General features: G+C 70.0%; 20 protein-coding genes. 3 read left to right on the top strand and 17 right to left on the bottom strand.

Translation table 11 applies throughout. From position 1 onward, the window contains the following. Positions 1-236 precede the first annotated feature (236 nt). From KHC28_RS11195 to KHC28_RS11150, 10 genes are all read right to left on the bottom strand, one after another. Positions 237-2,000, bottom strand: coding sequence for an ABC transporter substrate-binding protein (locus KHC28_RS11195; protein ID WP_214008439.1), 1,764 nt, complete (start codon positions 1,998-2,000; stop codon positions 237-239). A gap of 60 nt (positions 2,001-2,060) precedes the next feature. Continuing rightward, positions 2,061-2,366, bottom strand: coding sequence for a DUF2160 domain-containing protein (locus KHC28_RS11190; protein ID WP_214008438.1), 306 nt, complete (start codon positions 2,364-2,366; stop codon positions 2,061-2,063). A gap of 10 nt (positions 2,367-2,376) precedes the next feature. Further along, complete coding sequence (locus KHC28_RS11185) at positions 2,377-3,186, bottom strand: carbohydrate ABC transporter permease (protein WP_214008437.1); 810 nt, start codon at positions 3,184-3,186, stop codon at positions 2,377-2,379. Next, positions 3,183-4,085, bottom strand: a complete 903-nt coding sequence (locus KHC28_RS11180; RefSeq protein WP_214008436.1) for a carbohydrate ABC transporter permease — start codon at positions 4,083-4,085, stop codon at positions 3,183-3,185. Before KHC28_RS11180 ends, KHC28_RS11185 begins: the two co-directional genes overlap by 4 nt. Positions 4,086-4,165: 80 nt before the next feature. Beyond that, complete coding sequence (locus KHC28_RS11175) at positions 4,166-5,257, bottom strand: ABC transporter ATP-binding protein (protein WP_214008435.1); 1,092 nt, start codon at positions 5,255-5,257, stop codon at positions 4,166-4,168. 11 nt (positions 5,258-5,268) lie between these two features. Continuing rightward, a complete protein-coding gene (locus KHC28_RS11170; RefSeq protein ID WP_214008434.1) occupies positions 5,269-6,387 on the bottom strand; it encodes an ABC transporter ATP-binding protein in 1,119 nt (372 codons plus the stop codon). Next, the gene (glpD, locus tag KHC28_RS11165; RefSeq protein ID WP_214008433.1) at positions 6,384-7,919 is read right to left on the bottom strand and encodes a glycerol-3-phosphate dehydrogenase; all 1,536 of its coding nucleotides are present in this window, start codon (positions 7,917-7,919) and stop codon (positions 6,384-6,386) included. The genes KHC28_RS11170 and glpD overlap by 4 nt, the downstream gene beginning before the upstream one ends. A 227-nt stretch (positions 7,920-8,146) precedes the next feature. After that, positions 8,147-8,782 carry a TPM domain-containing protein gene (locus KHC28_RS11160; protein ID WP_214008432.1) on the bottom strand — a complete coding sequence of 212 codons (636 nt, stop codon included), beginning with the start codon at positions 8,780-8,782 and terminating at the stop codon, positions 8,147-8,149. Further along, positions 8,782-9,591: a TPM domain-containing protein gene (locus KHC28_RS11155; protein WP_214008431.1), complete on the bottom strand. Its 810-nt coding sequence runs from the start codon at positions 9,589-9,591 to the stop codon at positions 8,782-8,784. The genes KHC28_RS11160 and KHC28_RS11155 overlap by 1 nt, the downstream gene beginning before the upstream one ends. Before the next feature lie 24 nt (positions 9,592-9,615). Further along, complete coding sequence (locus tag KHC28_RS11150) at positions 9,616-10,191, bottom strand: LemA family protein (RefSeq protein WP_214009013.1); 576 nt, start codon at positions 10,189-10,191, stop codon at positions 9,616-9,618. 273 nt (positions 10,192-10,464) lie between these two features. On the opposite strand from KHC28_RS11150, the gene KHC28_RS11145 reads away from it, so the two are divergent. Further along, positions 10,465-11,457 carry an Lnb N-terminal periplasmic domain-containing protein gene (locus KHC28_RS11145; protein WP_312893164.1) on the top strand — a complete coding sequence of 331 codons (993 nt, stop codon included), beginning with the start codon at positions 10,465-10,467 and terminating at the stop codon, positions 11,455-11,457. A gap of 72 nt (positions 11,458-11,529) precedes the next feature. Here KHC28_RS11145 and KHC28_RS11140 read toward each other — a convergent pair whose 3' ends face one another. Continuing rightward, the gene (locus KHC28_RS11140; protein ID WP_214008430.1) at positions 11,530-11,964 is read right to left on the bottom strand and encodes a CBS domain-containing protein; all 435 of its coding nucleotides are present in this window, start codon (positions 11,962-11,964) and stop codon (positions 11,530-11,532) included. 34 nt (positions 11,965-11,998) lie between these two features. Beyond that, the gene (locus tag KHC28_RS11135; RefSeq protein WP_214008429.1) at positions 11,999-12,325 is read right to left on the bottom strand and encodes a plasmid stabilization protein; all 327 of its coding nucleotides are present in this window, start codon (positions 12,323-12,325) and stop codon (positions 11,999-12,001) included. Between the two features lie 145 nt (positions 12,326-12,470). On the opposite strand from KHC28_RS11135, the gene KHC28_RS11130 reads away from it, so the two are divergent. Then, on the top strand, positions 12,471-13,097 hold the full coding sequence (locus KHC28_RS11130; protein ID WP_214008428.1) for a 2-dehydro-3-deoxy-6-phosphogalactonate aldolase: 627 nt from the start codon (positions 12,471-12,473) through the stop codon (positions 13,095-13,097). A gap of 26 nt (positions 13,098-13,123) precedes the next feature. Beyond that, positions 13,124-14,053, top strand: a complete 930-nt coding sequence (locus KHC28_RS11125) for a glutaminase (protein ID WP_214008427.1) — start codon at positions 13,124-13,126, stop codon at positions 14,051-14,053. A gap of 117 nt (positions 14,054-14,170) precedes the next feature. Here KHC28_RS11125 and KHC28_RS11120 read toward each other — a convergent pair whose 3' ends face one another. The 5 genes from KHC28_RS11120 to KHC28_RS11100 are packed head-to-tail and all read right to left on the bottom strand — an operon-like array spanning position 14,171 to position 22,014. Further along, on the bottom strand, positions 14,171-16,888 hold the full coding sequence (locus KHC28_RS11120) for a nitrate reductase (protein ID WP_214008426.1): 2,718 nt from the start codon (positions 16,886-16,888) through the stop codon (positions 14,171-14,173). Next, positions 16,888-18,519: a sulfite reductase subunit alpha gene (locus KHC28_RS11115; protein ID WP_376772671.1), complete on the bottom strand. Its 1,632-nt coding sequence runs from the start codon at positions 18,517-18,519 to the stop codon at positions 16,888-16,890. The genes KHC28_RS11120 and KHC28_RS11115 overlap by 1 nt, the downstream gene beginning before the upstream one ends. Then, on the bottom strand, positions 18,519-20,294 hold the full coding sequence (locus tag KHC28_RS11110; RefSeq protein ID WP_214008425.1) for a NirA family protein: 1,776 nt from the start codon (positions 20,292-20,294) through the stop codon (positions 18,519-18,521). The genes KHC28_RS11115 and KHC28_RS11110 overlap by 1 nt, the downstream gene beginning before the upstream one ends. Next, on the bottom strand, positions 20,294-21,559 hold the full coding sequence (locus KHC28_RS11105; protein ID WP_214008424.1) for an NAD(P)/FAD-dependent oxidoreductase: 1,266 nt from the start codon (positions 21,557-21,559) through the stop codon (positions 20,294-20,296). The genes KHC28_RS11110 and KHC28_RS11105 overlap by 1 nt, the downstream gene beginning before the upstream one ends. Beyond that, complete coding sequence (locus tag KHC28_RS11100; RefSeq protein ID WP_214008423.1) at positions 21,556-22,014, bottom strand: globin family protein; 459 nt, start codon at positions 22,012-22,014, stop codon at positions 21,556-21,558. The genes KHC28_RS11105 and KHC28_RS11100 overlap by 4 nt, the downstream gene beginning before the upstream one ends. Position 22,015 lies beyond the last annotated feature (1 nt).

The raw sequence follows: 22,015 nt of genomic DNA, 5'->3' as shown, positions 1-22,015 counted from the left end.
TCTCCACGACGGCGTTGGGGTCGACAGCCCGAAGACGGAAGCATGAAGATGGAGGCGTGAAGTCGGCGCCCCGTGGGCGAATGCCCGAGGGACGCCGGAAGGGAAGGCCGGGCGGGCGCCAGCATCGGCGTCCGCCCGGTTGTCGCGATGGTTCCTAGCCGCGGTCATTGTCCGCTGGCCGCCGGCCGGTTGACCCGGCCTTGAGCCTCTTCCCGACCTTGCCTGGCCCTATCGGCTCAGTTGGTCGACTTCTTCGGCGGAGTGGCGGGCCAGGACTTGATCAGCGCGTCATAGTCGACGGTCTCGCCCTTGGGCTTCTCATTGGCGAGCTTGGGCTGCGGCGCGAGGTTGCCTTCCTTCTTGGCGAGCTCCACCCAGTACTCCATCGGGTGCTTCTCGTTCAGCTTCGGACCGCACTCGCCCTGCACACCCGACTTCTCGAGGCGCGCCATCACCGATTCCTGCGCCTCGGCAAGCGAGTCCATCGCCGCCTGCGGCGTCTTGGCGCCCGAAGAGGCGTCACCGATGTTCTGCCACCACAGCTGCGCCAGCTTCGGGTAGTCCGGCACGTTGTTGCCGGTCGGCGACCACTGCACGCGGGCCGGCGAGCGGTAGAACTCGACGAGGCCGCCGAGCTTGGGAGCCCGCTCGGTCATCGACGGCGACCAGATGTCGCTCTCGCGGATGAAGGTCAGGCCGACATGGCTCTTCTTCAGCGAGACGGTCTTGGAGGTGACGAACTGCGCATAGAGCCAGGCCGCCTTGCGACGCTCCACCGGGGTCGACTTCAGCAGCGTCCAGGAACCGACGTCCTGGTAGCCGAGCTTCATGCCGTCCTTCCAGTAGGCGCCCTTCGGCGAGGGAGCCATGCGCCACTTGGGCGTGCCGTCGGCGTTCATCACCGGCAGGCCGGGCTTCACCATGTCAGCGGTGAAGGCGGTGTACCAGAACATCTGCTGGGCGATGTTGCCCTGGGCGGGCACCGGGCCGGCCTCGGAGAAGGTCATGCCGAGCGCCTGCGGCGGCGTGTATTTCTTCAGCCACTCGATGTACTTGACGATCGAGTAGACCGCCGCCGGGCCGTTGGTGTCGCCGCCGCGCTCCACGGTGGAGCCGGTCGGGCGGCAGCCTTCCATGCGGATGCCCCATTCGTCGACCGGCTTGCCGTTGGGCAGCCCGCGGTCGCCATTGCCGGCCATGGAGAGCCAGGCATCGGTGAAGCGCCAGCCGAGCGAGGGATCCTTCTTGCCGTAGTCCATGTTGCCATAGACCTTGACGCCGTTGATCTCCTTCACGTCGTTGGTGAAGAACTCGGCGATGTCCTCATAGGCCGACCAGTTCACCGGCACGCCGAGCTCGTAGCCATACTTGGCCTTGAACTTGGCCTTGAGGTCCGGATTGGTGAACCAGTCGTAGCGGAACCAGTAGAGGTTGGCGAACTGCTGGTCGGGCAGCTGGTAGAGCTTGCCGTCCGGCGCGGTGGTGAAGGAGGTGCCGATGAAGTCCGGCAGGTCCAGCGTCGGCGAGGTGACGTCCTTGCCCTCGCCGGCCATCCAGTCGGTGAGCGGCACCGCCTGCTTGTAGCGGAAATGCGTGCCGATCAGGTCGGAATCGTTCACCCACGCATCGTAGATGTTCTTGCCCGACTGCATCTGCGTCTGGATCTTCTCCACCACGTCGCCCTCCTGGATGAGGTCGTGGGTGAGCTTGATCCCGGTGATTTCCGAGAACGCCTTGGCGAGGGTCTTCGCCTCGTATTCATGCGTGGTGATGGTCTCGGAGACGACGTTGATCTCCATGCCCTTGAAGGGCTCCGCCGCCTTGATGAACCACTGCAATTCCTTCAGCTGGTCCTCCTTCGACAGCGTCGAAGGCTGGAATTCGCTGTCGATCCACTTCTTCGCGGCGGCTTCGTCGGCGCGAACCGGCGCCGCGAAGGCGACCAGCGCGACGGCGCTGGCGGCAAGCAGGAGCCGGGTGCGGCTCTTAGACGTCGACATGGGTCTCTCCTCCCGTTTCACTCCCAGAGCCCGCGCGGCCTGCCGCCGCTTCGGGCGAATTCACACGAGGCGGAACACCGCCAGCGCGTAGACAAGGCAGAGCGCGAGCGCCCAGCCGAGATCGGGTCCCACCAGGCCGAGCCAGGCGAGGTTGATGAAGGCGCTGCCCAGCAGCGTGATGAACAGCCGGTCGCCGCGCGTGGTGGGGATGCGCAATATGCCGACCCGCGCCCGCTCCGGCCGCCACAAGGCGAGCAGGGTGAACACGGTCAGCAGGCTGGCGATGCAGGCGAAGAACAGCCCGGTCTGCCAGGTCCACGCCATCCAGGCGGTGTTCTCGGCAAGGCTGGCGGTGAAATTCTCCATCGCTCCCTCCTCACACCCGCCCGAGGGCGAAGCCCTTGGCGATGTAGTTGCGCACGAACCAGATGACCAAGGCGCCGGGGATGATGGTCAGCACGCCGGCGGCGGCGAGCAGGCCCCAGTCCATGCCGGCCGCCGAGACGGTGCGGGTCATGGTCACCGCGATCGGCTTGGCGAAAGTGGCGGTCAGCGTGCGGGCGAGCAGAAGTTCCACCCACGAGAACATGAAGCAGAAGAACGCCGCGACGCCGATGCCCGAGGCGATCAGCGGCATGAAGATCCGCACGAAGAAGCGCGGGAAGGAATAGCCGTCGATCGCCGCCGTCTCGTCGATCTCGCGCGGCACGCCGGACATGAAGCCTTCGAGGATCCACACCGCGAGCGGCACGTTGAACAGGCAGTGCGCCAAAGCGACCGCCCACGGCGTGTCGAACAGGCCGATGGCGGAATAGAGATTGAAGAAGGGCAGCGCGAATACCGCCGGCGGCGCCATGCGGTTCGACAGGAGCCAGAAGAACAGATGCTTGTCGCCGACGAAGGAATAGCGCGAGAAGGCGTAGGCCGCCGGCAAGGCAAGGCTGATCGAGATGATGGTGTTGAGCACCACATAGGTCAGCGAGTTGATATAGCCCGAGTACCAGCTCGAGTCGGTGAAGATCTTGATGTAGTGCTCGAAGGTGATCGCCTGCGGCCACAGCGAGACCGTGGTGTTGATCTCGAAATTGGTCTTCAGGCTCATGTTCACGAGCCAGTAGATCGGCAGCAGCAGGAAGATCAGGTACAGCGCCATGATGAAGGCGCTGCCGCGCGTGTTCTGGTTCATGCCGCGCTCCCCTGGTCGGGCCGCTCGCTGCCGGCATGGGTCATCACCGTGTAGAAGACCCAGCACAGCGCGAGCACGATGAGGTTGTAGACCAGCGACATCGCCGCCGCCTTGCCGAGGTCGAACTGGCCGAGGGCGAGCTTCACGAGATCGATGGACAGGAAGGTGGTGGCGTTGCCGGGCCCGCCCCCGGTGAGCACGAAGGGCTCGGTGTAGATCATGAAGCTGTCCATGAAGCGCAGCAGCACCGCGATCAGCAGCACCCGCTTCATCTTCGGCAGCTGGATGGTGGTGAACACCGCCCAGCGCGAGGCGCCGTCGATGCGCGCCGCCTGATAGTAGGCGTCAGGGATCGACTTGAGGCCGGCATAGCAGAGCAGCGCCACGAGGCTGGTCCAATGCCAGACATCCATCACCACGATGGTGACCCAGGCCGAGAACACGTCGCCAGTGTAGTTGTAATTGATGCCGAGCGCGTTCAGGCCATAGCCGAGCAGGCCGATATCGGCGCGGGCGAACACCTGCCAGATGGTGCCGACCACGTTCCACGGGATCAGCAGCGGCAGCGCCATCGTCACCAGCGTGGCGGCGACCCGCCAGCCCTCGCGCGGCATGGACAGCGCGACGAGGATGCCGAGCGGCACCTCGATGGCGAGGATGATGGCGGAGAACAAAAGGTTGCGCCACAGCGCGGCGAAGAAGCGGCCGCCGAGCTCGGTCGAGGGATCGAGCAGTTCCTGGAACCAGCCGAGGCCGTTCCAGAAGAACTGGTTGTTGCCGAAGGTGTCCTGAACCGAATAGTTCACCACCGTCATGATCGGGATGATCGCCGAGAAGGCGACGATGGCGAAGACGGGGGCGACCAGCCACCAGGCGCGGTTGTTGACGGGCTTGTCCATGGCTCAGGCCCTCGCGGCTGGCTCCCTCTCCCCGACGGGAAGAGGGGTGAAGGTCGGGAACGGTGCGAATGGCGACGGGTTCATCCCACGCCTCCCTCGCCGGGAACCAGCACGCCGCCGGCATAGATGTGGATCTGCCGCGTCTCCAGGTTCAGCCCGGCCCGGTCGCCGTCGAGGCTGAGCCCCTCCGGCACCATGGCGGCGGCGGGATGGCCGGCGATCTCGATGCGGGCGATGCGGGCGCGGCCGATGTCGTCGATGCGCTTCACACTCACCGGCAGGCCGGTGCCGGCGCGGGCCAGCGTGGCGAATTCCGGCCGCACGCCGAGCTCGATCTTCGCGCCCGCCGGCAGCGCCGGATAGGCGCGGGCCAGCGGCACGGCGACGTCGCCGATATGGGCGGTGGTACCTTCCACCCGCGCCGGCAGCACGTTCATGCCCGGCGAGCCGATGAAATGGCCGACGAAGGTGTGCGCCGGCCGCTCGAACAGTTCCTCCGGCGAGCCGGTCTGCACCACCGCGCCGTCGTGCATCACCACCACCGTGTCGGCGAAGGTCAGCGCCTCGGTCTGGTCGTGGGTGACGTAGATCATGGTGAGGTCGAGCGCGCGATGCAGCTCCTTCAGCGTCGAGCGCAGCTGCCACTTCAGATGCGGGTCGATGACGGTGAGAGGCTCGTCGAACAGGATGGCGGCGACGTCGGCGCGCACCAGGCCGCGCCCGAGCGAGATCTTCTGCTTGGCGTCGGCAGTGAGGTTGGACGCCTTGCGGTCGAGCGCCGCGCTCATGTCGAGCCGGGCGGCGATCTCCTCCACCCGCTTGGCGATGGTCTCGCGCGGCAGATGCCGGTTCTTCAGCGGGAAGGCGAGGTTCTCGCGCACCGTCATGGTGTCGTAGACCACCGGGAACTGGAACACCTGGGCGATGTTGCGCGCCTCGGTGGGAAGGTTCGTCACGTCGCGGCCATCGAACAGTATGCGCCCCTGGGTGGGGGTGACGAGGCCGGAGATGATGTTGAGCAGCGTGGTCTTGCCGCAGCCCGAGGGCCCGAGCAGCGCATAGGCGCCGCCCTGGCGCCAGACGTGGTTGATCTCCTTCAGCGCATAGTCCTGCGGACCCTGCGGATCGGGCCGGTAGGCATGGGCGAGATGATCGAGTGTGATGCTGGCCATCGCGCCCTCCCTCAGGCGGCCGCGTCGAGCGCGGTGCCGGTACTGCGGCCGCTCGCGTCGAACAGGAGAATGTGGCGGGGATCGATCACCACTTCGACCGCGGCTTCCGGCTCCAGCCGCCGCACGCCGGGCACCAGCGCGGTGAGACGCTCGCGGCCGCCGGCCTCGCCGACGACATCCATGTGCAGGAAGCTCTCCGAGCCGGTCACTTCGGTGACGGCGATGCTGGCGGCGAGGCGGATGAGGCCGCCGTCGCGCGGCTCGCCATAGGTGCGGTCCTCGACCGCGAGGTGATGCGCCCGGACGCCGACGGTGTAGCTGCCGTCCGGCACCCCGGCGAAGGCGCCGATGGCGGCGACGGTGGCGCCGTTCGCCAGCCGCACCGTGCCGCCCGCCTTGGTGACGCGCAGCGTGTTGAGCGGCGGATCGGAGAATACCCGCGCGGTGGCGAGATCGGCGGGGCGGCGATACACCTCGGCGGTCGGGCCGAACTGGGTCACCGCGCCCTGCATCAGCGTCGCCGTGCTGCCGCCGAGCAGCAGCGCCTCGGTCGGCTCGGTGGTGGCGTAGACGAACACCGCGCCGGTAGAGGCGAAGATGCGCGGCAGCTCCTCGCGCAGTTCCTCGCGCAGCTTGTAATCGAGATTGGCCAGCGGCTCGTCGAGCAGCACCAGATCGGCGCGCTTGACCAGCGCCCGGGCAATGGCGGTGCGCTGCTGCTGGCCGCCCGACAGAGCGAGCGGGGTGCGCTGGAGATAGGGCTCCAGCTTCAGGAGCCTGGCGGCGGAGGTGACGCGGCTCTCGATCTCCGCCTTGGGCAGGCCCTGCACCCGCAGCGGCGAGGCGATGTTCTCGTAGACGGTCAGCGCGGGGTAGTTGATGAACTGCTGGTAGACCATCGCCACCGAGCGCTTCTTCACCGACAGACCGGTGACATCCTGCCCATTGGCGATCACCCGGCCGGAGGTCGGCGCGTCGAGGCCGGCCATCAGCCGCATCAAGGTGGTCTTGCCGGCCAGCGTCGCGCCGAGCAGCACATTGAGGCTGCCGCGCTCCAGCTTGAGCGAGACGTCGTCGATATGGACGGCGCCGTGCACCTCGCGGCGGACATTCTGCAATTCGAGGGTCATTGCGCCGCCCTCCGGGCCGCCGGCCGCAATTCCTCGGCCATGAAGGCGTCGAGCGCCTCGACCTCGGCCGGGCTCAGCCGCAGGCCGAGCTTGGAGCGGCGCCACAGGACGTCGGCGGCCGTGCGCGCCCATTCCTCCCGCATCAGATAGCGTACCTCCGCTTCGGTGAGATCGGCGCCGAACACCCGGCCGAGATCGGCGCGGCTGCGCAGCCCGTCGAGCAGGCGCAGCGCCCGCGTGCCGTAGGCCCGCACCAGCCGGCGGGCCAGCGCCTCCTCGATCCACGGATGCGCCCGCTGGATCTGGGCGACGACGCGCGGCTGGTCGTCCACCGCGAAATCGCCGCCCGGCAGCGGCGCGCCGCGGGTCCAGGACGGCTTGGCGAGCGCGGCCAGATGGGGGCTCAGCTTCTCGATGGCGTGCTCGGCGAGCCGGCGATAGGTGGTGATCTTGCCGCCGAACACCGAGAGCAGCGGCGGCTTGCCCTCGCCGTTCTCCAGCTCCAGCACATAGTCGCGGGTGGCTTCCTGCGCCTTGGAGGCGCCGTCGTCATAGAGCGGGCGCACGCCGGAATAGGTCCAGACCACCTGCTCCGGGGTCACCGGCGCCTTGAAATACTCGCTGGCCGCCGCGCAGAGATAGGCGATCTCCTCCGGGCTCGCCTTCACCTGATGCGGCGCGCCCTTGTAGTCGCGGTCGGTGGTGCCGATCAGCGTGAAGTCCTGCTCATAGGGGATGGCGAAGATGATGCGGCCGTCGGCGTTCTGGAAGATGTAGGCGCGGTCGTGCTCGTAGAGCCTGGGCACCACGATGTGGCTGCCCTGCACGAGACGGACATTAGCCGGCGAATTGACCCGCACCACCTTGGCCAGCACCTCGTGCACCCAGGGACCGGCGGCGTTCACCAGCACGCGGGCGCGGATCGTCTCGCGCACGCCGCCCTCTTCCACCTCGATGCGCCAGTGATCGGCGCCGCGCTCGGCCGAGACCACCCGGCAGCCCGGGCGGATGTCGGCGCCACGCTCGGCGGCGTCGAGGGCGTTCAGCACCACGAGGCGGGAATCCTCGACCCAGCAGTCGGAATATTCGAAGCCGCGCGTGTAGCCGTCGCGCAGCGGCTTGCCGGCCGCGTCGCGGGTGAGATCGAGCGTGCGGGTCGCCGGCAGCTTCTTGCGGCCGCCGAGATGGTCGTAGAGGAACAGGCCGAGGCGCAGCAGCCAGGCCGGGCGCAGCCCGTCATGATGCGGCAGCACGAAGCGCAGCGGGCGGATGATGTGCGGCGCCATCGCCCACAGCACCTCGCGCTCCATCAGCGCCTCGCGCACCAGGCGGAACTCGTAATGCTCGAGATAACGCAGCCCGCCATGGATCAGCTTGGTCGAGGCGGAGGAGGTGGCACCGGCGAAGTCGCCCTGTTCGAACAGCACGACCGAGGCCCCGCGCCCCGCCGCATCGCGGGCGATGCCGCAACCGTTCACGCCGCCGCCGATGACGGCGAGGTCATAGATCGAATCGAGTGCGCGCGTGGTCACTCACAGCCTCCCGGTGAACCGCCCTGACATTGACGAGCGATTTCGTTCTTATGTTCATATGGACGCTATATGAAACTGAAATTGCGCGCAACTCGGTCGAAAACGAAAGATTTCGAGTTTCGAACCGGTGCAATGCAATAAGGAGGCACCGTTCGGCGGGGCCTCCGCCTTACGTTACGCGCGCTTCCGCCATGCTGCGGCGCGACGTGCCCGGAATGGAGGCAGGCTCAAATCACCAGCACGCGATCCGGCAATTCGTTGGGACCGCTGTCAGCGGCCGGCAGATGCGCCTTGAGAATCCGGCCGACGACGTCGACGCCGGCCTCCAGACCCTCGGCGAGACGCCCGTCGCGCGCGCCCTCCAGCACGGCGGCGCACACCTCCTGCCACGCCCCCGCACCGACGCGGGCGTGGATGGCCTCGTCGGCCACCACCTCGACGATGCGATCGTCCGGCGCCACCAGGATGAGCACGCCGGTGCGCCCGCGCGTGCCGTGCATGCCGAGCGCCAGGAAATGGTCGAGCGCGGCGGCGCGGGCCGCCTCCTCCACCGCGGCGCGGGGCACCAGCGCGCGGCCGAGCGGAGTGGCGAGCAGCAGCGCGCCGGCGAGCGCGAAGGCGGCGGCCTGCGCGCCGAGCAGCGCCGGCACGTCGAGGGGGGTGAGGAAGGCGAGCGGCCAGGGCAGCACCAGTGCCAGCAGCGCCGCCCACATCAGAGCGTAGAAGGGATGGCGCACCAGCGGATGCGTCACCACCATCAGCCGCACCTCGCCGCTGGTGTCGGCCTCGGCGCGGCGCACCGCCTCGGCGAGCGCCACATGCTGGTCGGCGGTCAGGACGTGGTCGGACGCGCCTTTATCCATCACCAGCTCCCCGAAGCGCCGCCGCCACCCGACGAGCCGCCGCCGCCGGAAAAACCGCCGCCGCCGCGCCCGCTGGACCAGCCGCCCCCGCCGCCGGACCAGCCGCCGCGCGAGCGGCCGCGCGACCATTCCCAGCCGGAAATCCCGCCCGGCAGCGCCGCGCCGCCGGCCCCGCGCCGGCCGAGATAGCCGCCGCGCACCTGCCGGTAGACCACGAAGATCCAGAAGCCGATCATCACCGCGAAGATGATCAGCGGCACCCAGTCGTCCGGCGTCATCGCCGGCTCCGCCGCCTTGCGCGCCCGCGCCTCGGCCTCGGCGGGATCGAGATTGAGGATCTCGATCACCGCGTCGGTGCCCTTCTCGATGCCGGCCGGGAAATTGCCGGCACGGAATTCCGGCAGGATGGCGGTCTGGATGATGGTGGAGGCCACCGCGTCCGGCAGCACCCCTTCAAGGCCGTAGCCGACCTCGATGCGCACCCGCCGCTCGGCGGGCGCCACCATGAGCAGGGCGCCATTGTCCTTGTCCGTCTGGCCGAGCTTCCAGGCGCGGAACAGCCGGTTGGCGTAGTCCTCCACCGAGGTGCCCTGCAGCGAGGGCACAGTCGCCACCACGAACTGGTCGGTGGTCTTCGCCTCCTGCGCGGCGAGCTTGGCCTCCAGCGCCGCGCGCGCCTGCGGCGACAGGATGCCGGCGGCGTCGACCACCCGCCCGGAGAGCGGCGGAAAGGTGAGCTCCGCCCGCGCCGCCACGGCGGTGGCCAGCGTGAGCGCGAGGACGACGAGGAAGGCGGCGCGGCGCAGCATGGCGACCGGTCCCGGAGGTGATGGTCAGTTGAACTTCACCTGCGGCACCTTCATCTGCTCCTCGGAGATGGTGAAGGTCTCCATCGGCTTGCTCGAACGATAGAGCGTCGAGGCCCAGAGCACGCCGGGGAAGGTCCGCAGCTCGGTATTGTAGACCCGCACCGCCTCGATATAGTCGCGCCGCGCCACGGCGATGCGGTTCTCGGTGCCCTCGATCTGCGCCTGCAAGGCGAGGAAGTTCTGGTTCGACTTGAGGTCGGGATAGGCCTCCGACACCGCGATCAGCCGGCCGAGCGCGCCGGAGAGCTGGGCCTGCGCGTCCTGGAATTTCTTGAACGTCTCGGGATCGGTGATGGTGGAGGCGTCCACCTTGATCGAGGTGGCGTTGGCGCGGGCCTGCGTCACCTGGGTGAGCACGTCCTTTTCCTGCTGGGCATAGCCCTTCACCGTCTCGACGAGATTGGGGATCAGCTCGGCGCGCCGCTGGTACTGGCTGAGCACCTCGCTCCAGGCCGCCTTGGCCTTCTCCTCATTGGTCGGGATGTTGTTCACCCCGCAGCCGGCGAGGCCGACCGACAAAGCGAGCAGAAGGAACGGCATCAGCAACCGGCGTCGGGCAACGGTGAAGTCGGTCAGGAACGACATAGGCACATCCCCCTGGGCCACACATGGCACGAAACTCGGCACGAAACTCGGCACGAAGCTTGGCGCGAAGCCCGGCGCGAAACTCGCCCCTTACTATAGGGCGGTCCGGCGCCCGCGTCAGGGTCGCCCGCCGATTGCCGCCGCCGCGATAGATGTGGACGGCGACGGACGCCGCGCGACAAGCGGCGCCGCGGCGTGCAGGTTTCGCGTTCACTCGTGGAACTTCCCGTGCCCGACATCAGCTGGTCCCTCCTTCCGTCGATCCTCCGCGCGCTCCTGGTGCTGGCGCTGCTGCTGGCGACGCCGGTCGGCGCACTCGGCCTGTGGTACCAGACGCAGGGCCCGATGCGCCTCATCGCCTATGTCGCGCTGGCGGCGGCGGTGCTGGCGGCACTCGTCCTCGCCGTCACCGGCAAGGTGGGCAGCGGCTGGCTGGTGGCGCTGGCCGCGGCCGCGGCGTTCGCCTGGTGGTGGACGGGCATCCTGCCCTCGAACGACCGAGTCTGGGCGCCCGATGTCGAGCATGGCGTCACCGCCACCATCAATGGCGACGAGGTCACGCTGCACAATGTGCGCGATTTCCGCTGGACCTCGGAGAACGACGCGATCGAGCATTGGGAGGACCGGCGCTACCGGCTCGACCAGATTACCGGCGTCGACCTGTTTTCCTCGGTGTGGAGCAACCCGGCCATCGCCCACACGCTGGTCGGCTTCTCCTTCGCCGACGGGCAGCGCGTGGTGTTCTCCGCCGAGATCCGCCGCGAGAAGGGCGAGGCGTTCTCCGAGATCGGCGGCTTCTTCAAGCAGTTCGAACTGGTGCTGATCGCCGCCGACGAGCGCGACATCGTCCGCCTGCGCACCAATGAGCGGCGCGAGACGGTGTCGCTCTTCCCGATCGACCTGACGCCGGAGCTGCGGCGGGCGCTGTTCCTGTCCTTCACCACGCTCGGCAACGAGCTGGCGCGCGAGCCGCGCTTCTACCAGACCATCACCACCAACTGCACCACGGTGATCTTCCGCCTGGCCCGGGTGATCGAGCCCGGCGTCGGCTTCGACTGGCGCATCCTGTTGTCCGGCTATCTGCCGGGCTATCTCTACGAGCAGGAGCTGATCGAAACCGACCTGCCGCTCGCCGAGGTCGAGCGCCGCGCACTCATCACCCCGCTCGGGCAGGCGGCCGGCGACGCGCCCGACTATTCCGAGCGCATCCGCGTTCGCTGAGCGGACCATCCACGCAGGCACCGCCGGAGCAGCAGTCCCCGGCGGTGCCTCCGGTCGGTACGAACGCGGCGCCTACATCGCCTGGGTATGCGCGCCGCCGGGACGGGAAATGCCGCCAAGCGCGTCGCCGGCGATGGCCTCGCGGCCGGCCACCGCGATGTCGCCGAGCGACAGGATGCCGACCAGTTGCTTGGTGCGGTTCACCACCGGCAGGCGGCGCACCTGCTGCTCGGCCATGTTGCGGCCGATCTCGTCGATCTCCTGGTCCTCGAAGCAGTATTTCACCTCGCCGCTCATGATCTCGCGCACCCGCGTCGCCGGCCCCTTGCCGAGGGCGACGCCGCGCACGGCGATGTCGCGGTCGCTGATCATGCCGACGAGGCGGCCGGCATCGCCCACCGGCAGGATGCCGGCATCGAGCAGCGCCATGGCGCGCGCCGCCTGTTCCAGCGTCTCGTCCGGGGCGATCACCTGCACGTCGCGGGTCATCAGGTCGCTTACCTTCATCGGGTCCTCCTGTCCTGTCGGAGATGGAGCCGGCTCAGCCGGCGTGGTGCGGGGTGTTGTGTTCGGCGTTGCGCTTGCGGGTGGCGGCGGCCTTGCGCGCCGCGGCGGAGCGCCCGGCCTTCGGCCGCGCGGCCGAGGCGTGACCGCCGATGTCGCCGCCGCGATGCGCGGCGGGATGGCCGGTGTCCTTGCCGCGGCCGGAGCCGGACTTCTTGCCGCCGCCGTCGTCCTTATTCACCGTCGCCCAGGCGCGGCGCTCGGCTTCCTCATGGGACACGCCGCGCTCCTCATAGCCTTCCTCGATATGCTCGGCCTTGCGCTTCTGCTTGTCGGTGTAGGCCGACTTGTCGCCACGGGGCATGGCCCTCTCCTTCGCGTCCGTTCGCCCCCGCCGTCCCCAAGCCAACGACGCGGGCGGCGAAGCGTTCCCGCTTCCGGCGTTTCGGGCTTGACAGAACGCCCCCGCCGGCATGCCTTGCCGGTGAACGTTCCAGAGGTACCGCTCCATGACCGTGCTCGCCCGGCTCGCCGAATTCCCGCTCATCGCCATCCTGCGCGGCGTGCAGCCGCAGGAGGCCGCCGACATCGGCGCGGCGCTGGTCGAGGCCGGCTTCCGCATCATCGAAGTACCGCTCAATTCGCCCGAGCCGATGAAGAGCATCGAGATCCTCGCCCGCCGCTTCCCCGACATGCTGATCGGCGCCGGCACCGTGCTCGATCCCGCCGATGCCGACCGGGTGAAGGCGGCTGGCGGCGAGCTGGTGCTGATGCCGCACAGCGACCCGGCGGTGATCGCCCGCGCCAGGGCGCTCGGCATGAGCTGCGTGCCCGGCGTGACCACGCCGACCGAGGCCTTCGCCGCGCTGAAGGCCGGCGCCGACGCGCTGAAGATGTTCCCGGCCGAGATGCTGCCGCCGCCGGTGGTGAAGGCCTGGCGCGCCGTCATCCCGGCCTCCACCGTGCTGATGCCGGTGGGCGGGGTGACGCCGGAACGGCTGAAGCCCTATTGGCAGGCCGGGGCGCGCGGCTTCGGCCTCGGCTCGGCGCTCTACGCGCCGGGGATGGCGGCGGACGAAGTGGCACGAAACGCGCAAGCCTTCCTGGCGCCCGTGGCCGAACTCAAGGCCGCCTGACCGTTCTCCCGCCGAGGAAGCTTGCTTTGCCCGACCTGAAGACCGTCGTCGCCGACATCGCCGAGGAGATGCGCACGCGTCCCGACCGCGGCGAGGTGGCCACCTATATTCCCGAACTCGCCGGCGTCGATCCCAACCAGTTCGGCATGGCGGTGATCGACGCCGAGGGCGAGGTGGCGGTGGGCGGCGACGCCGACGTGCCGTTCTCCATCCAGAGCGTGTCGAAGGTGTTCACCCTCACCTTGGCGCTCGGCAAGATCGGCGACCGGCTGTGGCGCCATGTCGGGCGCGAGCCGTCCGGCAGCGCCTTCAACTCCATCGTGCAGTTGGAATATGAGGGCGGCGTCCCGCGCAACCCGTTCATCAATGCCGGCGCCATCGCGGTGACCGACCAGATCCTCGCCGGCCACGAGCCGCGCGAGGCGCTGGGCGAGATCCTGCGCTTCATGCATTTCATCGCCGACGACACCTCGATCACCATCGACGAGAAGGTCGCCGCCTCCGAGCGGCGCACCGGCTTCCGCAACGCCGCGCTCGCCAACTACATGAAGTCGTTCGGCGTGCTGCAAAACCCGGTGGACTACACGCTCGGCGTCTATTTCCACCACTGCTCGATCGCCATGAGCTGCCGTCAGCTCGCCATGGCCGGGCGGTTCCTCGCCTGGCGCGGCAAGAACCCGACCACCGGCCATTCGGTGGTGAGCCCGGAGCGGGCGCGGCGCATCAACGCCATCATGCTCACCTGCGGCCATTATGACGGCTCCGGCGAATTCGCCTATCGCGTCGGCCTGCCGGGCAAGAGCGGGGTGGGCGGCGGCATCCTCGCCATCGCGCCGGGACTGGCCTCGATCGCCGTGTGGTCGCCGGGGCTGGATTCGGTCGGCAACTCGCATCTCGGCCGCATCGCGCTGGAGACGCTGACCAAGCGCATGGGCTGGTCGATCTTCGGCGACTAGAGCGTTTTCTAGCGAAGTGGAATCCGGTTCGCGTGAAGAAAACGCGTCCGAACAAGACCCTAGAGCCCTTGCCGATCGGGTGGAATCACCTGATCGGAGAGAACAGGCTCCAGCCGCTCAGGCCAGGAGCGCGGCGCCGGCGAGAAGGCGCTTAAGCTCCGGCACGCAGGAACCGCAATTGGTGCCGGCCTTCAGCACCGCGCCGATGCGGGCGACGTCGGCCGCCGGCTCGGCCTCGATCAGCGCGCGGATCGGATCCGCCGGCACCCCGAAGCACGAACACACCAGCGCCCCGCAGCTGGAAGCGGCTCCCGCCCGCCGGCCGGCCAGCGCCGCCCGGCGCCCGGCGGCATCGAGCCCGCCGGCGGTCAGAAGCTCCTTCACCGCCGCCCAGTCCGGGGCGCGCTCCGCCGGGCCGACCGACAACAGCGCCGCCAGCCGGCCCTCGGCGTCATAGGCGGCGGCACGGTAGATGCCGCCCTCGGCATCGAGGAATTCCGAGCGCTCGAGGGCGCCGAACCGCGCCGCCATCCGCGTCCGCCAAGCGAGCGGCCCGGCCTCGTCGGCGATCAGCCAGCCCTCGCCGCCTTCCAGCGCCACCCGTGCCCACCAGACGGCGTCGGGTGGGGACAGCGCTTCCCGCGCGAGCAGGAAGCCGCGATAGGGCAGAACCAGCTTTTCCGCCCGCACCGGCGTCGCCTTGGATTCCGGCTGGCCGGAAAACGGATCGGTTGCGCCCTCGACCAGCGCGTTGACCCGCGCCGCGGCGGCGGTGCTGCCGGACCAGTGGATCGGCGTGAACAGCTCGCCGCGCCGCGGTCCCTCGCCGGGTCGCGCCTCCAGCACCGCCGTGCCGTGCGGCGAGGTGAGCCGCACCAGATCGCCGGCGGCGATGTCGAGCGCGCGGGCGTCCTCGGGATGCATTTCGACGAACGGCGCCGGCAGATGCCCGCCGAGGCGCGGCGACAGGCCGGTGCGGGTCATGGTGTGCCACTGGTCGCGGATGCGGCCGGTGTTGAGCCGCAGCGGGTAGGCGGCGTCGGTGCCCGCCGCCGGCGCCGGATCCGCCGGGACGATGAAGCGGGCGCGCCGGTCGGGGGTGAAGAAACCGCCCTCGGCGAAAAAACGCTTCTCGCCGCCCTCGCCCGGCGCGCGCACCGGCCCAACTACCGGCCATTGCTGCGGCGCCATCCGGTCGAACGCCTCGTCGTCGAGCCCGGCGAGGCCGCCAATGTCGAAATCGCGGCCGCCCTCGTTCTCGAAGGTGGACAGCGCCGCGTGCTCGCGGAACACCTCGGCGGCGGAGCGCCAGCTGAAGGCTTCCCCATGGCCCAGCCGCCGCCCCAGCTGCGCCAGCGCCCACCAGTCCGGCTGGGCCTCGCCGGGCGGATCGAGGAAGGCGCGCTGGCGCGAGATGCGGCGCTCGGAATTGGTCACCGTGCCGTCCTTCTCACCCCAGGCGAGAGCGGGCAGCAGCACATGCGGGCGGCAGGCCAGCGTGTCGTTGGCCCGCACATTGTCGGAGATGGCGAGGAAATCGAGCCGGGACAGAGCGGCGCGCACCCCGTCGGCGCGCGGCAGGCTCACCGCCGGATTGGTGCCGAGCACCCACAGCGCCTTGATGCGCCCGTCCGCCACCGCCGCCATCATGTCGACGGCCTTCAACCCCTCGCGGGTCGCCATGTTCGGCGCGCCCCAGAAGCGGCGGACGCGGTCGACCTCGGCGGGCGAGAAGCCCATATGCGCGGCCAGCTGGTTGGCGAGGCCACCGACCTCGCGCCCGCCCATGGCGTTGGGCTGGCCGGTGAGCGAGAACGGCCCCATGCCCGTCCGGCCGATGCGCCCGGTGGCGAGGTGGCAATTGATGATGGCGCCGACCTTGTCGGTGCCCTGCGCCGACTGGTTCACCCCCTGCGAATAGCAGGTCACCACCCGCTCGGTCGCGGCGAACAGCGCGTAGAAGCGCGCCACATCGGCCGCCGGCACGCCGGTCCTGGCCGCCACCGTGGCGAGGTCCGGCGCCAGCGCCCGCGCGCCGGCGAGCGCCGTCTCGAAGCCGGAGGTGTGGGCGGCGACATAGGCGTCGGCGAGCGCCCCGGCATCAGCGAGATGCACCAGCAGCCCGGCAAACAGCACGCTGTCCATGCCGGGCGCAACCGGCAGGAACAGATCGGCCTCCTCGGCGGTGGCGGTGCGGCGGGGATCGATGACGACGAGCTTGGTCCCGCGCTGCGCCCGCGCCGCCTCCAGCCGGCGGAACAGCACCGGATGGCACCAGGCGGCGTTGGAGCCGGTGAGCACCACGAGATCGGCCTCGTCGAGATCGGCATAGACGCCCGGCACGGTATCGGAACCGAAGGCGCGCTTGTGGCCGGCCACCGAGGACGCCATGCAGAGCCGCGAATTGGTGTCGACATTGGCGGTGCCGAGGAAGCCCTTGGCAAGTTTGTTAGCTGCGTAATAATCCTCGGTCAGCAGCTGGCCCGACAGGTAGATCGCCACGGCGTCCGGCCCGTGCGCCTCGATGGTGCGGCGGAAGGCGTCGGCGACGGCGCCGAGCGCGGCGTCCCAGCTGGCGACCTCCAGCGCACCGTCGACGCGCAGCATCGGGGTGAGCAGTCGGGTCGACAGGCCCAGCGTCTCGCCGAGCGCCGAGCCCTTGGAGCACAGCCGGCCGCGATTGGCCGGATGCTCGGGGTCGCCGGCCACCGCCGCGCCACCCGCCCCGTCCGGGCTTGCCAGCACGCCGCAGCCCACGCCGCAATAGGGGCAGGTGGTCCGTACCGCCGGCTTCACGGCCGCTTCGGTGAGAGCGAGGGGCACCGGCGCGTTCATCAGTAGACGTCCGCCTGGTAGCGGCCGGCCTTCTTCAGCGCCGCGACATAGGCGAGCGCCGCGTCGGTGGATTTGCCGCCATGCGCGGCGACCACGTCGACCAGCGCGTGCTCGACATCCCGCGCCATGCGCTTGGCGTCGCCGCAGATATAGAAATGCGCGCCCTCCTCCAGCCAGCGATAGAGTTCCTCGCCGACCTGCCGCATGCGGTCCTGCACATAGACCTTCTCCGACCCGTCGCGCGACCAGGCCAGCGTCAGGCGGGACAGATGGCCATTGGCCTTCATGCCGGTGAGCTCGTCCTCGTAGAAGAAGTCGCAGTCGCTGCGCTGGTGGCCGAAGAACAGCCAGTTGCGGCCCGGCGCCTTCACCGCCATGCGCTCCCACAGGAAGGCGCGGAACGGCGCGATGCCGGTGCCCGGCCCGACCATGATCACCGGCACCGCCGGATCCGCCGGCAGGGCGAAGCCGTGCGCCTTCTGCACATAGGCGCGCAGTTCGCCGCCCTCGGGCACCCGCGCGGCGAGGAAGGTCGAGCCGACGCCGAGCCTCGTGCGGGCACTGACGCGGTAGCGCACCGCGTCGACGGTAAGCGACAGCTTGCCCGGCGTCGCCGCGGGGCTGGAGGAGATCGAGTAGAGGCGCGGCTGCAAGGGTTCCAGCGCCTCCGCCAGCACCTCGGGGGCGAGGCGCGGGCGGCCGAATTTCTCCAGCGCCGCCAGCACGTCGAGCGAGGCGGCGTCGCCGTCCGGGTCCTCGCCGGCGGCGAGCGCGCGAGCCTTGCGGCGCATCTCGCCGCCGGAATGATAGGTGAGCAGCTGGAACAGCCCGTCCGGCGCGGCGCCGAGCGACACCTCCTCGCTGAGCACGTCGCGGGCGAGCTTGTCGCCGATCATCTCCTCGCGGCTGGCGCCGATGGCGTCGAGGATGGCGTCCACCAGATCGCCGTCATTGACCGGGAAGATGCCGAAGCTGTCGCCGACCGTGTAGTCCAGCCCGGCCGCCGCGAGATCGAACTCGACATGCCAGGTCTCCTTCTCCGAAGAGCCCTTGTTCAGGCGCTTGCGGGACAGAAAGCTGACCCGTGCGGGGTTGTCGCGCGAGGAGCCCGGCGCACCCACCGGAGCCGTAGGCGCCGCCTCGGCCGGGGCGGCGGCCGGCGCCTCGCCCATCTCGGCGGCGAGGCTCTTCAGCATGCGCATCGTCTCCTTGCCGCCGGGGGCGCAGAGATTGAGCTTGGTCTCCTTGCCGGCGGCGAGGGCGGCGCCGTAGCTCTCGCAGAGATAGCCGCACTGGCCGCAATCCTGCTGCGCCATCGCCGCCATCATGCGGCGGGGCAGCGGGCGGCCCTCGGCGAGCTTCATGCGCTCGTCGAGCGGCATGGAAGCGTCGTGCCAGGGGGCGCCATCGTCCGCCTCGGCGGCGGGCATCGGCGCGGCGCCCTCGGCCGGCGACGCGGCCACCCCGCTGGCGAGCCCCTGCGGCGACAGCACCGCCGCGAAGAAGCCGTTGAGCCAGGCGCGCTGCTCCTCGCTGAACGGCGCGGTCTCCGGGAAGAAGGCGATCGCCGGCGGCACCGGCATGGCGGGCACGGCCATCGGAACGGCGGAGAGCGGGGTGGCGGCGTTCATCAGCGCGTCTCCTCCTCGACCAGCGCCCTGAGGGCGTCCGGCTCATGGCGGCGGGTGAAACGGGCGAGCGTCTCGGCGGCATCGGCGCGGTGGGCGAGCCAGGCGCGCAAAAGGTTTTCCACCACCACCGGCGCCTCGGTCGCCTTCACGTCGCGATAGAGCTCGCGGGCGATGGCAGCGTCGGAGCCGAAGCCTCCGCCGACCACCAGGTGGAAGCCATCCACCGTGTCGCCGTCCTCGTTCACCGGCACGCGGGCGCCGACGAGGCCGATGTCGCCGATATAGTGCTGGGCGCAGCTATGCGGGCAGCCGGTGACGTGGATGTTGACCGGCAGATCGAGAGTGACCCGCTCCTCGCAATGGCGGGCGATCGCCTCGGCCGCGCCCTTGGTGTCGGCATTGGCGAAGCGGCAGCCGATCGAGCCGGTACAGGCGACCAGCCCGGCGCGGATCGCGGTGGCGCGGATGGACAGGCCGAGCGCCTCGACCGCCGCCTCGACCAGCGCCACCTTGTCGTCCGGCACGCCGGAGAGGATCAGGTTCTGCCAGACGGTGAGCCGGATCTCGCCATCGCCGAGGTCGCGGGCGAGCCGGGCGAGGCCGTGCATCTGCTCGACGGTCATCTTGCCCGTGGGCAGGACAACGCCGACCCAGTTGAGGCCGGCCTGCTTCTGGGGGTGCACGCCGATATGGGCGAGCCGGTCGGGCTCGGGGCGCAGCGCGACGGCGGAGGCCGGCACGCGCGGCAGCTTCCAGCCGAGCTTCTCCTCGGTGAGCGCCAGGAACTTCTCGAAGCCGAAGGAGTCGAGCACGTATTTCAGCCGCGCCTTCTTGCGGTCGGTGCGGTCGCCATGGTCGATGAACACCCGCACCATGGCGTCGGCGACGTCGCTGGCCTGATCCGGCTTCACCACCACGCCGGTGTCGCGGGCGAAGTCCATATGGCCGGTGATGCCGCCGAGCACAACGCGGAACCACACGCCCGGCTCGATGCCGTGGCCTTCAGCCACCTCCACCGCCTGGAAGCCGATGTCGTTGGTGTCCTCCAGCGCGCCGATGCGCCCACCGCCGTCGAAGGCGACGTTGAACTTGCGCGGCAGGCCGTAGAGCGAGCGGTCGGCGAGGATGTGGTAGTGCCAGTCGAGCGCGTAGGGGCGGGTGTCGACCAGCTCCTGCGGGTCGATGCCGGCGGTCGGGCCGCCGGTGACGTTGCGGATGTTGTCCGCGCCGGAGCCGCGCGCGGTGAGCCCGAGGCCGATCAGCCCCTCCAGCACCGCCGGCCCGTCGGTGGCGGGGATCTCGCGGATCTGCAGGTTGGCGCGGGTGGTGACGTGCGAATAGCCGCCACCATGCCGGTCGGCGAGATCGGCCACGCCGGCGAACTGCCAGTATTTCAGGATGCCGTTCGGGATGCGCAGCCGGCACATATAGCTGTCCTGCGTCGGCGCGACGTAGAACAGGCCATGGAACTTCCAGCGGAACACGTCGACGCCCTTGGGAAAGGCGGCGTCGCGGGCGTGCTGCTTCATGCGGCCATAGCTGTCGAGGCCGAGCTCTTCGCGCTTGGCCTTCTCCTCATTGACCAGCTTGCGGCCCTCGGCCTCGACGCGGGCCATGGCGCGATGGGCGCTGGCGTCCGGCCCGGTCGGCTCGGCCGGCGCAGCCCTGGCACTCGCCGGCGCGGCGGCGATGCTGCCGGCGGCGCGGGTCGCGGCGAGGCCGGCGACGAAACCTTCGAGATAGCGCTTCTGTTCGGGAACGAAATCGGTGCCCATCACGCGGCCTCCGGCAGGGATTGCGTGGAAAGGTCCGGCGCCACATAGGCGCGCCCGAAGGCGAGCGCGGCGCGCTCGGGGCCGATGTCGCGGCCGGACCGCATCAGGTCGAGATAGAACAGGCCGTCGGCGGTATCGCCGAACAGCACCGCGCCGACGAGGCGGGTCGCGCGCCCGTCGCTGCGCAGCACCAGCCGGCGATAGAGGCCGAGGCCGGGATCGGCGAGCACCATTTCCTGCGTGCCCTCGGCGCCGAGGAAGTCGCCGGCGGAGAACACATGCACGCCGGAGACCTTGAGATTGGTGGCGAGCACGCTGCCGGCATAGGCCCCACCCGCGCCGGCGAGGCGGCGGGCCAGCACCCGCGCCTGCTCATAGGCCGGCTCGACGAGGCCGTAGACCTGGCCGCGATGCTCGGCGCATTCGCCGAGGGCGAAGATGTCGGCCGCCTCGGTGGCGAGGCCGTCATCGACCAGGATGCCGCGATTGCAGCGGATGCCGGCGGCGCGGGCGAGTTCAGCATTGGGACGCACGCCGCAGGCGACCACCACCAGATCGGCCGGCAGCAGCCGCCCGTCGGCGAGGCGCAGCCCCTCGACCCGTCCGGCGCCCTCGATCGCCTGCGTCGAGGCGTCGAGATGCACGGTGATGCCGCGTGCCTCCACGGCCTGGCGCAGCAGCGCGCCGGCGCGGGCGTCGAGCTGGCGCTCCATCAGCCGGTCGGCGAGATGGATAATGGCGGTCTCCGCCCCGGCACCGGCGAGGCCGGTGGCGGCCTCCAGCCCGAGCAGCCCGCCGCCGATGACGATGGCGCGCAGCCCCGGCCGGGCGGCGGCGAGCAGCGCGCCGACATCGGCCATGTCGCGAAAGGTCAGCACGCCCGGCAGGTCCATGCCCGGCAGCGGCAGGCGGATAGCGCTGGAGCCGGTCGCCAGGACCAGCCGGCCATAGGGCAGCGCCGATCCGTCGGCGAGGCGCACCTGCCGCGCGGCGGTGGCGACCGCCGCGACCGGGGTGCCGAGCTTCAGCTCGATGCCGCGCGCGGCCCACCAGCCGGCGTCCTTCAGCACCAAATCGTCGGCGCCCACCTCGCCGGCCAGCAGCGAGGAGAGCAGCACCCGGTTATAGGCGAGGTGCGGCTCGGCGCCGATCACGGTGAGGGCGAAGCGCTCCGGCGCCAGCGCGGTGAGTTCCTCGCAGAACTTCGCCGCCGCCATGCCATTGCCGACCACCACCACCTTTTCGCGAAGCGGGCTCGTGCTCATGGCGCGGCCACCCCGACGATGCGGCCGAACGGGCCTTCCTCGGCCGGCGCCTGCTCCAGCGCCTCGATCATCACCCCGGACAGCAGCCCATAGGCCTCGGTCCAGGCCTCGCGCACCGGCGGGGTGAAATCCGCGCCGAGGCCCTGCTCCAGCGTCCAGAGCAGCGCCGCGCCGACCGGCGCGAAATGCTCAGGCTGCACGCCCATGCCGGCATGCCGGGCGCCGAGCCGCTGCACCGCCGGCAGCAGCGCCGGCAGGTCGTGCATGCCGTTGACCACCACGCCGAGGGTGGCCATCAGCTTGCGGCCCTGCTCGGTCATGTCGCCCTTGAACAGCGGACGCACCTCGGGGGCGATCTCGAACAGCCGGCCATAGAACAGCCCGGCGGCCGCTTCCGAGATCGGGCGCACCTTGGCGAAGCTGTCGCGCAGCAGCGCGATGCGATCGGGGGTCATG

Source organism: Ancylobacter sonchi (assembly GCF_018390695.1).
GTDB lineage: Bacteria > Pseudomonadota > Alphaproteobacteria > Rhizobiales > Xanthobacteraceae > Ancylobacter > Ancylobacter sonchi.
Note: the sequence above shows the minus strand (reverse complement) of the source record. Positions and strands in the feature narration are given on the sequence as shown.